Annotated in this window: 20 protein-coding genes; 9 read left to right on the top strand and 11 right to left on the bottom strand. The window is 58.8% G+C overall.

Translation table 11 applies throughout. The features are described from left to right. Positions 1 to 30 precede the first annotated feature (30 nt). A complete protein-coding gene (gene pgeF / locus H8790_RS01505) occupies positions 31 to 840 on the top strand; it encodes a peptidoglycan editing factor PgeF (RefSeq protein WP_187333342.1) in 810 nt (269 codons plus the stop codon). Positions 841 to 893: 53 nt separating this feature from the next. Further along, positions 894 to 2,426 carry an ABC transporter substrate-binding protein gene (locus H8790_RS01500; protein ID WP_187333341.1) on the top strand — a complete coding sequence of 511 codons (1,533 nt, stop codon included), beginning with the start codon at positions 894 to 896 and terminating at the stop codon, positions 2,424 to 2,426. A 58-nt stretch (positions 2,427 to 2,484) separates the two neighbouring features. Here the strand turns inward: H8790_RS01500 and lexA are convergent, their stop codons facing one another. Beyond that, positions 2,485 to 3,120, bottom strand: coding sequence for a transcriptional repressor LexA (lexA, locus tag H8790_RS01495; protein ID WP_187333340.1), 636 nt, complete (start codon positions 3,118 to 3,120; stop codon positions 2,485 to 2,487). Between the two features lie 223 nt (positions 3,121 to 3,343). On the opposite strand from lexA, the gene secG reads away from it, so the two are divergent. The 5 genes from secG to H8790_RS01470 all read left to right on the top strand — a co-directional run bounded on the left by secG (position 3,344) and on the right by H8790_RS01470 (position 5,699). Further along, positions 3,344 to 3,574: a preprotein translocase subunit SecG gene (gene secG / locus H8790_RS01490; protein ID WP_187333339.1), complete on the top strand. Its 231-nt coding sequence runs from the start codon at positions 3,344 to 3,346 to the stop codon at positions 3,572 to 3,574. 118 nt (positions 3,575 to 3,692) lie between these two features. Further along, on the top strand, positions 3,693 to 4,265 hold the full coding sequence (locus H8790_RS01485) for an RNA polymerase sigma factor (protein WP_187333338.1): 573 nt from the start codon (positions 3,693 to 3,695) through the stop codon (positions 4,263 to 4,265). Next, complete coding sequence (locus H8790_RS01480; protein WP_187333337.1) at positions 4,249 to 4,737, top strand: hypothetical protein; 489 nt, start codon at positions 4,249 to 4,251, stop codon at positions 4,735 to 4,737. The genes H8790_RS01485 and H8790_RS01480 overlap by 17 nt, the downstream gene beginning before the upstream one ends. 49 nt (positions 4,738 to 4,786) lie before the next feature. Then, the gene (locus H8790_RS01475) at positions 4,787 to 5,377 is read left to right on the top strand and encodes a hypothetical protein (protein ID WP_187333336.1); all 591 of its coding nucleotides are present in this window, start codon (positions 4,787 to 4,789) and stop codon (positions 5,375 to 5,377) included. Further along, on the top strand, positions 5,370 to 5,699 hold the full coding sequence (locus H8790_RS01470; protein WP_187333335.1) for a hypothetical protein: 330 nt from the start codon (positions 5,370 to 5,372) through the stop codon (positions 5,697 to 5,699). The genes H8790_RS01475 and H8790_RS01470 overlap by 8 nt, the downstream gene beginning before the upstream one ends. On the opposite strand, the gene H8790_RS01465 is transcribed toward H8790_RS01470, so the two are convergent. Beyond that, positions 5,696 to 6,403 carry a polysaccharide deacetylase family protein gene (locus tag H8790_RS01465; RefSeq protein WP_187333334.1) on the bottom strand — a complete coding sequence of 236 codons (708 nt, stop codon included), beginning with the start codon at positions 6,401 to 6,403 and terminating at the stop codon, positions 5,696 to 5,698. The genes H8790_RS01470 and H8790_RS01465 overlap by 4 nt on opposite strands. Before the next feature lie 351 nt (positions 6,404 to 6,754). Between H8790_RS01465 and H8790_RS01460 the strand changes: the two genes are divergently transcribed. Next, complete coding sequence (locus H8790_RS01460) at positions 6,755 to 7,336, top strand: RNA polymerase sigma factor (protein WP_243208534.1); 582 nt, start codon at positions 6,755 to 6,757, stop codon at positions 7,334 to 7,336. Then, positions 7,333 to 8,748, top strand: a complete 1,416-nt coding sequence (locus H8790_RS01455) for an anti-sigma-I factor RsgI family protein (RefSeq protein WP_187333333.1) — start codon at positions 7,333 to 7,335, stop codon at positions 8,746 to 8,748. Before H8790_RS01460 ends, H8790_RS01455 begins: the two co-directional genes overlap by 4 nt. Positions 8,749 to 8,871: 123 nt before the next feature. On the opposite strand, the gene rplQ is transcribed toward H8790_RS01455, so the two are convergent. From rplQ to map, 9 genes are all read right to left on the bottom strand, one after another. Then, positions 8,872 to 9,216 (bottom strand): 50S ribosomal protein L17, encoded by a 345-nt coding sequence (rplQ, locus tag H8790_RS01450; RefSeq protein ID WP_187333332.1) that lies wholly within the window; start codon positions 9,214 to 9,216, stop codon positions 8,872 to 8,874. Positions 9,217 to 9,270: 54 nt separating this feature from the next. Then, positions 9,271 to 10,221, bottom strand: coding sequence for a DNA-directed RNA polymerase subunit alpha (locus H8790_RS01445; RefSeq protein ID WP_187333331.1), 951 nt, complete (start codon positions 10,219 to 10,221; stop codon positions 9,271 to 9,273). Positions 10,222 to 10,305: 84 nt separating this feature from the next. Continuing rightward, the gene (gene rpsD, locus H8790_RS01440; protein WP_187333330.1) at positions 10,306 to 10,935 is read right to left on the bottom strand and encodes a 30S ribosomal protein S4; all 630 of its coding nucleotides are present in this window, start codon (positions 10,933 to 10,935) and stop codon (positions 10,306 to 10,308) included. 25 nt (positions 10,936 to 10,960) lie between these two features. Further along, positions 10,961 to 11,368, bottom strand: coding sequence for a 30S ribosomal protein S11 (gene rpsK, locus H8790_RS01435; RefSeq protein WP_187333329.1), 408 nt, complete (start codon positions 11,366 to 11,368; stop codon positions 10,961 to 10,963). A gap of 16 nt (positions 11,369 to 11,384) precedes the next feature. Beyond that, on the bottom strand, positions 11,385 to 11,753 hold the full coding sequence (gene rpsM / locus H8790_RS01430; RefSeq protein WP_187333328.1) for a 30S ribosomal protein S13: 369 nt from the start codon (positions 11,751 to 11,753) through the stop codon (positions 11,385 to 11,387). A 25-nt stretch (positions 11,754 to 11,778) separates the two neighbouring features. Beyond that, a complete protein-coding gene (gene rpmJ, locus H8790_RS01425; protein WP_014116882.1) occupies positions 11,779 to 11,892 on the bottom strand; it encodes a 50S ribosomal protein L36 in 114 nt (37 codons plus the stop codon). A 13-nt stretch (positions 11,893 to 11,905) separates the two neighbouring features. Next, the gene (gene infA, locus H8790_RS01420) at positions 11,906 to 12,124 is read right to left on the bottom strand and encodes a translation initiation factor IF-1 (RefSeq protein ID WP_021858709.1); all 219 of its coding nucleotides are present in this window, start codon (positions 12,122 to 12,124) and stop codon (positions 11,906 to 11,908) included. Between the two features lie 3 nt (positions 12,125 to 12,127). Beyond that, positions 12,128 to 12,412: a KOW domain-containing RNA-binding protein gene (locus H8790_RS01415; RefSeq protein WP_187333327.1), complete on the bottom strand. Its 285-nt coding sequence runs from the start codon at positions 12,410 to 12,412 to the stop codon at positions 12,128 to 12,130. 16 nt (positions 12,413 to 12,428) lie between these two features. After that, complete coding sequence (map, locus tag H8790_RS01410; RefSeq protein WP_187333326.1) at positions 12,429 to 13,178, bottom strand: type I methionyl aminopeptidase; 750 nt, start codon at positions 13,176 to 13,178, stop codon at positions 12,429 to 12,431. Between the last annotated feature and the right edge of the window lies 1 nt (position 13,179).

Genomic DNA, 13,179 nt, shown 5'->3' with positions numbered 1-13,179 from the left:
CTGGGCGCAGACTTCGATCAGGAGGCGCCTATGACCTTTACCATGCGCACGGTGGGGCAGCCCACCTTCCTCACCTCCCCCCTGTTGGACCGCTGCGGCGGCGTCGCTCACGGCTTTTCCACCCGCCTCGGAGGCGTCAGCGTCCCGCCCTGGGACAGCCTCAACTTAGGCGTGGGCCGCGGCGACGACATGGACCATGTGCTGGAAAACTACCGCCGGTTCTGCGGCGCCATCGGTGTGGACGCCGGACGCACGGTCCTATCCCGCCAGGTCCACGAGGACCATGTGCTGATCGCCTCGGAGAAGGATGCAGGCAAAGGGCTGTTCCGGGAGCGGGACTACCTCACCGACGCCATCATCACCAATGTGCCGGGCCTTGCCCTGACGGTCTTTTCCGCCGACTGCGGCACCGTTCTCCTCTATGACCCCGTCACCAGGTGCGTGGGCGCTGTCCATGCCGGATGGCGCGGCGTGGCCAACGGGGTCCTCCGCAAAACCGCTTTGGAGATGGGCCGCGTCTACGGCGCAAAGCCAGAGGACCTGCGCGCAGCATTCGGCCCTTCCATCGGCCAGTGCTGCTTTGAAACCGACGACGACGTCCCCCAGGCTATGCGCGCCGCCTTCGGCAATGAGGCCGAGCCCTTTTTCCAGCGCCGCGGCCCAAAGTGGCATGTGGACCTGAAAGGGCTCAATGCCCGGTGGCTGCTGGACCTGGGCGTCCCCTCCGGCCAGGTGGACATCTGCGATCTCTGCACCGCGTGCCGGACAGACCTCTTCTGGTCGTACCGCAAGGTGGGGAATGTCCGGGGCGCTCAGGCGGCCATGATCGCGCTGAATTGACAACCGGGCGGCAGGGAGCTTTTCTCCTGCCGCCCTTTCTTTGGAGGAATACCATGAGACGAATCCGCCTGAGCGCCATCGTGCTGGCAGCTGCCCTTTTGCTCAGCGGCTGCTGGAGCGAAGGAGAGACTCTGCCCGGCGACACCACCGTGATCGACTCCAGCGCTGAGCCTCCGGAGGTGGAGGAGCCTGCCGCCCTGCCGGAGCAATTTGCGCTGCCCTACCTGCCGGATCAGACACTGGATCCCATCACCTGCGCCGACGGGATCCAGCAGACAGTGGGCGCCCTGCTGTACGAGGGGCTCTTCCGTCTGGACGAGACTTTCGCGCCCCAAAACTCCCTCTGCGACGAGTTCAGCTATCAGGCTGAAACGCTGACCTATACCTTTACCCTGCGCACCGGAGTGACCTTCAGCGACGGCTCCGGGCTCACCGGCGAGGACGTGGCCGCCCAACTGAACCGTGCCCGCACCTCAGATCGCTACGCCGCCCGCTTTGACGACGTCGCTTCCATCACAGGCAGCGGCAACGTGGTGACAGTGGTGCTCTCCTCCGCCAACACCTCCCTGCCCTCCCTGCTGGACATCCCCATCGTCAAACATGGCACAGAGGGCAACACAGTGCCCCTGGGCACCGGCCCCTACCTCTATATGACCGATGAAAACGGCCCCTATCTCCGGGCGAACCCGGCCTGGTGGGGCGCCAAACCCGCTCCGGCGGAGCGGATTGAGCTGGTGGAGTCCCCGGACATGGACACCACGCTCTACCAGTTCACCTCCCACGAGATCCAGCTCATCACCGCCGACCTCACCGGGGCCAAGACCGTCAGCACCACGGGGAGCATCACCTTCAGCGACACCGACACCACGATCCTACAGTACGTGGGGCTGAATGTCTCACGCACCCTGCTCTCCGACGCGGCGGTACGCCGGGCGCTGAGCCTGGGGATCAACCGCCCCACGGCGGTCAGTGCCTTTTTGTCCGGCCACGGCACGCCGTCCCAGTTCCCCATCTCCCCAGCTTCCAGTCTCTATCCCACTGGCCTGGAGCGCGCCTACTCCTATGAGGACTTTGAATCGGCCCTGAATACAGCCGGCCTGAACAGCGGGGCCCACCACACACTGACCATGCTGGTCAACGAAGAGAACCCCTTTAAGGTGTCGGTGGCCAAGTATATCGCCTCCTCCCTTTCTGTCTGCGACCTGACGGTGGAGGTGGAGGTTCTGCCCTGGGAGGAGTTTACCGCGGCCCTATCGGCCGGACGGTTCGACCTCTACTATGGTGAAGTCCGCCTCAGCCCGGACTGGGACCTCTCATCCCTGGTGGGCACCGGCGGAACGCTGAACTACGGCCGCTACAGCGACGCGGCCACGGATCAGCTTCTGAGCGCCTACGGTGCGGCCGAAAGCCGCGAGAGCGCCATGGACGCCCTTTGCCGCCATCTTCAGTATCAGGCGCCTATCCTCCCGGTGTGCTTCAAGACCACCTCCGTCCTGACCCAGTCCGGTGTGATGGAGGGCCTCTCCCCCACCGCCACCGATCCCTTCCACGGCCTGGAGGGGTGGGCCATCCACCTGGCCCAATAGCTGTCCATCAGGGTGAAGGCGCAAAAGAGACAGGGGAAGCTCCCCTGTCTCTTTTCAATCAATACCGGCGAACAACCGCCATAACCTTGCCCAAAATCCGGGCATATGTTCCGTCAATGGGCTGATAGGCCTCATTTTCCGGCAGCAGCCAGGTCTGTCCGTTTTTCCGGGACAGCCGCTTGACCGTGGCCTCATCCTCCAAAAGCGCCACCACGATCTCGCCGCTCACGGCATCGGGCTGCTGGCGCACCACCACCAGGTCCCCGTCTAAGATACCTGCGTTGATCATGGATTCACCCCGCACCCGCAGGGCAAAGCACTCGCCGCCCCGGCCGCCGGTGTCAAAGGTCAAATAGTCCTCAATGCACTCCTCCGCCAGGATCGGGCTGCCGGCCGCCACATTGCCCACAATGGGAATCTGGTGTTCCGCTTCCTCCTGAGGGAGTAGAGTTGCAGCCGGCTCCGGAACCGCCTTTTTCGGCGATGCAACCAGCGCCAGGGCCCGGCCCTTGCCCGCGCTTTTTTGCAGCACACCCAGCTCCTCCAGGTGCTTCAGATGGAAGTGGACCGTGGAGGGGGATTTTAAGCCCACTGCGTCGCCGATCTCCCGCACGGAGGGCGGATAGCCCTGATCCTGTACAAAGGATTCAATAAAATCGTAAATTTTCTGCTGCATCTTAGAGAGCACCGGCATCCGACTACCTCCCGCTTCTTTTTGTTTTTTTCAGTGTACCACAGCTGCATTTAAAAAGCAAACATTTGTTTCATACATTGTAAAAAACTTTTCCGCACATGCCCGAAAATCTGAAAAAAACTGCTTTTCCCACTTGAAAATCAGAGTTTTCTATGGTAACATTTAAGTCTGTGATATGTCTGCGTTCGCGCATGGATTAAAATTTTTTGGAGGGTTATCCATTATGACTTTGGCAATTACGATTCTTCAATTGCTCTGCGGCCTGGCCATTACTCTGATCGTCCTGTTCCAGTCCGGTAAGAGCGCCGGCCTGTCCGGCAGCATCGGCGGCGTGGCCGATTCCTTTATGGCGAAAAACCAGGCAAAGACCATGGATGCCAAGCTGGCCCGCGCCACCAAGTGGGTGGGTGCTGTTTTCATTGTGCTGACCCTGGTTCTGAATATTCTCCAGTAAGTCTCTTTGCTTTCCCGGGCCGTTTGCCTTTTAAAAAGGCAAACGGCCTTTTTTTATAAAGACCCGCAATAGAGCGTCCCGCCCACGGTATTTTAAAAAATTTTCTCTTTTTGAAGAAATGTCTCCGGGCGGATCGTATCATAGACAGCGCAGCGCAGCAGGGAGGTGGCCGGCTACGACAAATGAATCCTTTGACCAGCTGGTCATCCAATATGAACGGCTTGTCTACACCGTCTGCCGCCAGATGGTGCAGGACAGTGCCGCAGCGGAGGACCTGACCCAAGAGACCTTCCTCTCCGCCTATACCCACCGTGACAGCTGTCCGGAGGGATACGCCAAGCAGTGGCTGGCCCGGATCGCCGTCAATAAGGCAAAGGACTACCTGCAAAGCGCCTACCGCCGCCGCACGGTCCTGCCCGGCGATGACGCACTGCCCCTGGCCACCGCCCCGCCTCTGGAGTCCCAGGCCATCGCCCGCAGCGAGGCATCCGCCATTGCGAATATGATCCGGGCGATGAAGGAGCCATACCGCCGGGTCTGCGTTATGGCCCTTTTGGAAGAAAAAAAGCCGGAGGAAATCGCTTTGGCCTTGGGCAGACCCGTGAAAACCATACATACGCAGCTCTCCCGCGGCAAGCGGCTGCTGCGGGAAGAATTGGAAAGGAGGGAGCGCAATGGAACTATTTCATGAAAATGGGCATCTGACGGATGAGGCCCTGTCCGCTTTGAAATGCGGCAGAGCACTCAGTGATCTCTCCCGGCTGGAGATCGCCGAGCACCTTGCCTACTGCGACGTGTGTCTGATGCGATATACCGATCTTTTGGCGGAAACTGAACTGGAGATGCCCATGCGCTCCTGCCATGGCGGGCTGTGGCACCGGATCCGCCTGCGCTCCATCCGTATCCTGACCAGCCGCTACGCCACGGCGGCCGCCGCGCTCATCATCGTGTTCTCCCTCTGGGGATTCGGCATCTTTGGCGGCATCGTGGAGCGCTCCAGTCAGCTCTCCCAATCGGACACGACCTTTACGCAGAACCTGGGCAGCTGGCCCCAGCAATGGAATGACTCGCTCAATTCCATCTTTGACAAATTGGACGGCGCGTTCAGCGCCTTTTCCGGAAACAGCAATCACAATTGGAGGGAAACAAATCATGAATCGTAAAAGTGGAATCCTCTTATTTCTCTGCGCTTGTATCCCTGGCTGCGGCCAAATGTATCAGGGATATATGAAGCGGGGCGTATCCCTGTTGGGGATATGCTGTGCCATCATCGGCGTCGCGTCCTTTCTCAACATCGGGGAACTGGCTATTTTGCTGCCGGTGATCTGGGTCTACGCCTTCTTTGACAGTTACAACCTCCGCAATCAGCCGGAAGACGACATGCAGAGCGATGAGTACCTGTTCGGATTGTCCGAGTTGGACAGTCAGCGCCTCAGTGCCCTGTGCATGCGGCGCCACAGCATCATCGGCTGGGTGCTGGTCGGCCTTGGCATCTATGTATTCTACAATACGGTGATTGACCAGCTGATGGACCTGCTCGTCAATTACTGGGACGGCTTCTGGTGGATCCGGAGCCTTGTGATGTACACCCTGCCCAGGACCGTGGTCACCATTTTGATCATCTGCCTTGGCATCTGGTTCATCCGCGGCCCCAGGAACAATGAGGACGAGGAGGACTACTCCTTTATCCCTCCGGAGCAAAGCGAAACACAGCAAAGCGCCGATCCTGTGGGTGAGCCGGCCGGACCGGCGGCCATCACGCTGACCCAGGACAGCCACAAGGAGGCGAATCAGGATGAATGAGTCCGCTCCCGTCCAAGAAAAGGAGCCCGGTGTCCGCCGGGTGGGCACGTTTACCATGGGCTTGGTCCTGGTGGTCTCCGGAGTCTTTATGCTGATTTCCATGTTTTTTCCAGAGCTTGACCTGCGCTGGGTTCTCCAGGCGGCCCCCCTGGCTCTGGTGAGCCTGGGGGTGGAGACGCTGCTGGCCTCGCGGCGCCGCTGCCGGATCAAATACGATTGGGTGGGTATGCTGCTCTGCGTCCTGATCGTCTGCACGGCTCTTGCCCTCTACACTGCGGCCTGGTGTTTCGTCCATTATCCAGATCACTTCTATTGCTTTTAAAGGGACTGGTCGGCGGAGACGTACATGGTGCCCGCTTGAGGCGCCACGCCGTTCAGGGCAAGGAGTTCCTCCACGGTGACAAATTCATAGCCCTGGCCCTGCAAGGTATCCACAATCCGCAGTGCCGCGTCCACAGAGGTGGGATAGGTGTCGTGAAGCAGGATGATGGAACCGGGCTTGACATGGTTTAAAACTGAGGAGACCACCCGGTCCGTATTTTGATACTTCCAGTCCTCCGGGTCCACAGACCACTGTACCATAGGCACGGTGATCCAGCTCCGCTCCCGCTGGTTGATCAGGCCATAGGGCGGGCGAAGCCAATACGTATCCTCCCCCAACAGCTCTTTCAGCACTTGGTCCGTGTGACGGATTTCCTCCTGCGCCGCACTTTGATTCATGCCTTCGATCTTCACGTGGGACCAGGTGTGGTTGCCCACCTGATGCCCCTCGGCCTTCATCCGCTGCACCACATCCGCGTTCTCTTCAATCTGCTCACCGATCAGGAAAAACGTGGCGCTGGCCCCCCGCTCCCGCAGCCCATCCAAAAGCCGCTCCGTAGTGATGCGCCGGGGGCCGTCGTCGAAGGTCAGCGCCACATAGTATGTGACCTCCACATCCGCCTCGCCGGAGGCAGCGGCATCGGGCTCAGGGCTGGGAAACATCAGCACAAAAAGCAGAAAAACAATCATCAAGATACGGCGCATGACAAGACCTCCTCACAAATTCGGCTTTCGTAGTTTGTGACGGCGGCATATAAATAAACCGGGAGATTTCAACAAAAATCTCCCGGCTTTTCTATGTTTTATATGGGTTGGAAAAATAATACAATCACATGGCGAGGGTTGAGCACTGCATGCCCATAGAATCCGCTGCCTGCATGATGCGCTCCATTGCGTTGATGATGAAGGGCGTGCTCCGATTCCCGCTTTGATTTATGCCGAAATCTGGTATAATAGCGTAAAGCACTGCTGTTTTGCAGTGCGGGCAAATTTTTTTGGTTCCCTGCAATAAAACACGGTTCCCGCGCATTTCTCAGATGACAGGAGAAAGAAAACATGTGGATCGCAATGGGACCCCAGACAACAGAACAGGCGGGCAGAGCGGAACAAGAGGAACTGGAAAGGCTGTTGGCCGGCATTGCCCAGGGTGACCGGGAGGCCCTGGCGGAGCTGTACTGCCGTACCCGGGCGGCAGTCTATGCAATGGCCCTCTCCTTCCTGAAAAACGCCCAGGATGCCCAGGACGTGACCCAGGACGCCTTTGTCCAGGTCTGGGATCACGCGCCCCAGTACCGCCCCCAAGGGTCTCCCATGGCATGGCTGCTGACCATCGCCCGGAACCTGTCGCGGATGCGTTTACGCCAGGGCGATCGCCGCTCAGAGCTGAGCGAGGAAGCGTGGGACGCCCTTCCCGCGGCTGAAAGCGGGCTCTCACCTGAGGACCGTCAGATGCTCCAGGGCGCACTGGGCGCCTTGGGAGATCAGGAGCGGCAAGTGGTTCTGCTCCACGCGGTCGCCGGCTTAAAGCACCGGGAGATTGCCGCCGTACTGGAGCTGCCCCTGGCCACTGTCCTGTCCAAGTATCACCGTGCGCTGAAAAAAATGAAAGTCTTATTGGAAGGAGGAGAGGACCAATGACGGATCAGGAACTGGAACAGCGTCTGAAAGAGGCCGTAGCCCACGCGGCGCCCAACGATCTGGATGTGCTCCTCTCCCGCTGTGAGACGCGGAAAGGAACTGTGATCCCTATGAAAGCAAAGAAAACCCCCATGATACGCGTTTTGGTCGCCGCCTGCCTTGCCCTGGTGCTGATCGGCGGAGGCGGCGGGCTGTTCTATCAGCAGGCCTATGCGGTGGCCTCCGTGGTATCCTTGGATGTCAACCCCAGCATTGAGCTGAGTGTAAACCAGCGTGAAACAGTGCTTGCCTGCACCCCGTTGAACGATGAAGCGGTGGAGATCCTGTCGGATATGGACGGCGGCCGGGATCTGAAAGGCACCAAATTGGACGTGGCGGTCAACGCCATTGTGGGTTCCCTGGTGCGCCACGGATATCTTGGGAGCGTATCCTCCGCCATCCTGATCTCCGTGGAGGACAAGGACCAGGCCCGCGCCGCCCAGCTGCAGCAGGAGCTGGAGGTTTCCGTAGGCTCCCTCCTTGAAACGAATTCCGCCAATGCGGCCGTCCTCAGCCAAACCCTGACCCAGGATGCCGGGCTGGAACAGCAGGCCAGACAGCACCACATCTCCACCGGAAAAGCCGCCCTGGTCAACCAGGCCATCGGGCTGAACAGCTCTTTGAAGTTTGAAGACCTGGCGGCGCTGAGCGTGGAGGAGCTGAAGGACCTGGTGGAGGCCGGCGCGCCCGGCATGCCAATCGGCAAAGCAGAGGCCGCTTACCTGGCCCAAGCCTACGCCGGGGTTTTGGAGGTGAACAGCGTCACCTATGAGGTGGACCCGGAGTTGGATGACTCTCCCGCCCACTATGAGGTGGATCTCTATACACAAGCAGGTGAATTTGAATACAAAGTGGATTCTTACGCCGGAAAAATACTGTCTGGAAAGGCCAACATCCTTGCCGGCGCCCAGGAAAGCGCCGGAACCTCCGGCACTGCACCCGGCTCCGGGGATGCGTCCCAGGGGCGGGACCGGGCTCTGGCGGCCGCTTTGCAGCACGCCGGACTGAAGGAGTCCCAGGTGAGCGGCCTCACGGTAGAGCGGGATGAGGACGACGGTATTCTCTCCTATGATATCGAATTCCGGACCTCCTCCGCCAAATATGAGTATGAGGTGGACGGAAGCGGGAATGTGCTGAAGTATGAAAAAGAGGCGTTTGCCCCCTCCTCCGGCAGTGACATCGGGCGGGAGAAGGCCAAGTCCATCGCCCTGAATCACGCCGGGCTGAAGGAGTCCCAGGTCACGGAACTGAAGCTGGACTGGGAGGACAACGCTTATGAGGTGGAGTTCCGCTCCGGCAGCACGGACTATGAGTACAAGATCGATTCCTCCTCTGGCAGCATCCTGCACTATGAGCAGGAACAGGACGATTGATCCTGCATAAAGGGACTGGGAGCGGCCATGGCCGCTCCCAGTCCCTGCTCTCAAAACACAAAACAAAAGCCCTTTGCTATGCGCTCCATGTCACATAGCAAAGGGCTTTTTGTTGAATGGACTTTATTTCACCAACTCGATGATGGCGGTCTCAGCGGCATCGCCGCGGCGCACGCCGGTGCGCACAATGCGGGTGTAACCGCCGTTGCGCTCTGCATAGGTAGGAGCAATCTCCTTGAACAGCTTCTTGCAGACATCCTCACGGGTGATAAAGCTCAGCGCCTGGCGATAGGCGGCCAGGTCGTTCTTCTTACCCAGCGTAATCATCTTTTCAGCCATGGGCTTGATCTCCTTGGCGCGGGTGACGGTGGTCTCCATCTTGCCGTTGTCCAGGAAGTCGGTGACCTGCTGGCGGAGCATGGCCCTGCGCTGGTCGGTGGTTTTGCCAAGCTTACGGGTTCCGGGCATTTGAGTTCCCTCCTTATCAGGAATTTTGTGGCTTCATCAGGGCGTACCTGATGCTCAGTTGTTATCGTCGTCGGCCAGGGACAAGCCCATCATGGCCAGTTTGTTGATGACCTCTTCCAGTGACTTGCGGCCCAGGTTGCGCACCTTCATCATTTCATCCTCCGTCTTGGAAATCAGGTCCTCCACGGTGTTGATGTTGGCACGCTTGAGGCAGTTGAAGCTGCGGACGCTGAGATCCAGCTCTTCGATGGTCAGCTCCAGCACCTTATCCCGCTGTGTCTCGGCCTTTTCCACCACGGTGGGCTTGCTGCCCACGCTCTCACTGAGGTCAGTGAAGAGGGTGAAGTGGTCACAGAGGATCTTGGCTCCCAGGGACACAGCGTCCCTGGCGGAGATGGTACCGTCGGTCCACACTTCCAGAGTCAGCTTGTCGAAGTCGGTCAGACTCCCAACGCGAGTGGGTTCCACCGTGTAATTGACCTTATACACAGGGGTATAGATCGAGTCCACGGGGATCACGCCGATCACCGGCTGCTGGGGCTTGTTGTGATCGGCAGAAACATAGCCGCGGCCATGGGACAAAGTGATCTCCATGTTCAGCGTGGCGCCGTTGTCCAATGTGGCGATGTGCATGTCGGGGTTGAGCACCTCCACCTCGCCGTCACTCTTAATGTCGCCGGCAGTCACTTCACAAGGGCCAACTGCCTCAATATAGACTGTCTTGCCGCCGTCGCTGTGAAGCTTGGTCAGCAGGCCCTTGATGTTCAGGACGATCTCCGTCACATCCTCTTTGACACCGGAAATGGTGGAAAACTCATGCTGCACCCCGGCGATCTTGATGGATGTGGCCGCGGTTCCGGGCAAGGACGAGAGCATGACGCGGCGCAGCGCGTTGCCCAACGTTGTGCCGTAGCCGCGCTCCAGCGGCTCCACCACGTACTTGCCATAGGTCGCATCACCCGGAGTCTCGATGCACTCGATTTGGGGCTTCTCAATTTCAATCATGCAGTTACCCTCCTTCGTCGCATGACGGCGCAATACGGCATTGCGCCGTTAAGAATGGTTTTAATGATCGAGGGTTTCCTCCTATTACTTGGAGTACAACTCAACGATGAGGTGTTCCTCGATGGGAAGATCAATATCCTCTCTCGCGGGTACTGCAATGACTTTTGCCACATTGTTGTTCTTATCCATCTCCAGCCACTTGGGGATCACGCGGGAACCATTGGCCTCCAGAGAGCCCTTGAACTTTTCAATGCTGCGGGAATTTTCAGCCAGCGCAATGACCTCGCCGGGCTTCACCAGGTAGGAAGGGATGTTCACCTTCCGGCCGTTGACGGTAAAGTGGGCGTGGCGGACCAGCTGACGGGCCTCGGCGCGGCTCATGGCAAAGCCCAGGCGATAGACCACGTTGTCCAGACGGGTTTCCAGGATGGACAGCAGGTTCTCGCCAGTCATGCCCTGACGCTTGTTGGCCATTTCAAAATACTCATGGAACTGGTTCTCCAGGACGCCGTAATAGCGCTTGGCCTTCTGCTTTTCGCGCAGCTGCACGCCATATTCAGACAGCTTCTTGTTTCTTGCGTTGCCATGCATGCCAGGAGCGTAGCCACGACGCTCGATGGAGCACTTATCCGTATAGCAGCGGTCGCCCTTCAGGAAGAGCTTTTGGCCTTCTCTGCGGCACAGGCGGCAGACTGCTCCGGTATATCTTGCCATAATGCTTTATACCTCCTACTTTCGATTAGACGCGGCGGCGCTTGGGGGGGCGGCAGCCGTTGTGGGGAATGGGGGTGACGTCCTTGATCATGGTCACCTCGAGACCAACTGCCTGCAGCGCACGGATGGCGGCCTCACGTCCCTGGCCGGGGCCCTTGACGAAAACCTCAACGGTCTTCAGGCCGTGCTCCATGGCGGCGCGGGCGGCCACTTCCGCCGCGGTCTGGGCCGCAAAGGGAGTGGACTTCTTGCTGCCGCGGAATCCCTGTCCGCCGGAGGAGGCCCAGGAGATCGCGTTGCCCTGTGTATCGGTGACAGTCACCATGGTGTTGTTGAAGGAGGAACGGATATGCACCTGGCCCTTCTCAATGTTCTTCTTTTCGCGACGCCGGCGGATGACCTTCTTACCGGCTCCTGCTTTCGCTGTTGCCATCGTTCAATCTCCCTCCTTACTTCTTCTTGTTCGCAATGGTCTTCTTGGGGCCCTTGCGGGTTCTTGCGTTGGTCTTGCTGCGCTGGCCGCGGACGGGCAGGCCTCTGCGGTGCCGCATGCCGCGATAGCAGCCGATTTCCGTGAGACGCTTGATGTCCAGCGCCACGTTGCGGCGCAGGTCGCCTTCCACGGTATAATCCTTATCGATCGCCTCACGAAGCTTGGCCTCGTCGGCGTCGGTCAGATCTTTCACGCGGGTATCAGGGTTGATGCCTGTGCGCGCCAGGATATCCTTGGCGCTCTTTCTGCCGATTCCATAGATATAAGTCAGGCCAATTTCGATCCGCTTATCCTTCGGCAGGTCAATGCCGGCAATTCTTGCCATACTGTTTCAGCACCTCCAATTAAAGTTAGCCCTGTCTCTGCTTGTGCTTGGGATTCTCACAAATCACCATGACCCGGCCTTTGCGGCGGATCACTTTGCACTTTTCGCACATGGGCTTCACGGACGGTCTTACTTTCATACTAATAAACCTCCTATTTGCTGCGCCAGGTAATCCGGCCACGGGTCAGGTCATAGGGAGACATCTCCACCGTCACCTTATCACCGGGCAGAATCCTGATGAAGTTCATCCTTAGTTTTCCGGAAATATGCGCTAAGATCGTGTGTCCATTTCCAATGTCGACCTGGAACGTCGTGTTGGGCAGGGACTCGACCACCACGCCCTCCACTTCAATCATGTCGGATTTTGCCAAAGGTTATCCCTCCTGGTCCAGATTACTTGTCTCGCGAAAACTCGCGAGGGCTCTGCGAAGCTCGCTGTTTGTGATTTTTTCATCGCTTCTGATCTTCTCGGAAAGACGGGTTTGCTCCGCCGAAACAAATTGCACATGCCTGCGCTTTTTCCGTTTCGGGGCTTCCACCCTGCGGCCCTTCCCGTCCGCCAGCAGCAGGTACTCCCCTTCCACGCAAAGGACGTAGAAGAGCTTGCCCCGGTCTCTGCCGGCGGATGCTTTCACAATATTTGATTTCGCAATGTCCATACGTTTCACACCTGCGTCACACCGGGTCCGTCAGAAGCTCCGGAGCCCCGTCCGTGATGAGTATCGTATTTTCATAGTGGGCCGCATAGGCGCCGTCCGCCGTCTTTACCGTCCAACCGTCCGGCATTTGGCAGATGGCAGCGCTGCCAGCGTTCACCATGGGTTCGATTGCCAGGGTCATTCCGCGCAGAAGCCGCGGCCCCCGGCCGGGTTGCCCGTAGTTGGGCACCTCCGGCGATTCGTGCATCTTGGTTCCGATGCCGTGACCGACATACTCGCGCACGATGGAGAATCCGTTTGCCTCCGCGTAGGCCTGGATCGCCGAGGAGATATCCCCCAGGCGGTGCCCTTCCCTGGCATAGGCGATCCCCTCAAAAAAGCTCTGCCGGGTCACGTCGATCAGACGCTGGGCCTCAGGCGAGATCTTCCCGCAGGGGAAGGTTGCCGCACAGTCGCCGTGGAACCCCCCGATGTAAGCCCCTACATCCACGCTGACAATGTCGCCCTCCTGGAGGATTCTCTTGCCGGGAATCCCGTGAATGATCTCGTCATTCACTGAAATGCAGGCGGACGCAGGAAAGCCGTTGTAGTGCAGAAAGGACGGGACGGCGCCGTGCTTAGTGATAAACCGGTATACTTCTTCGTCAATTTCCTGGGTTGTTACGCCGGGCCTTACCATTTCCCCTGCCAAGGCACGGGCAGCCGCGGTAAGTTTTCCAGCTCGGCGCATCGCTTCGATTTCATGCGGGGATTTTAAGGTAATCATA

It is taken from the genome of Oscillibacter hominis, from assembly GCF_014334055.1.
Classification (GTDB): Bacteria; Bacillota; Clostridia; order Oscillospirales; family Oscillospiraceae; genus Oscillibacter; species Oscillibacter hominis.
This window is presented reverse-complemented; position numbering and strand designations above follow the sequence as displayed.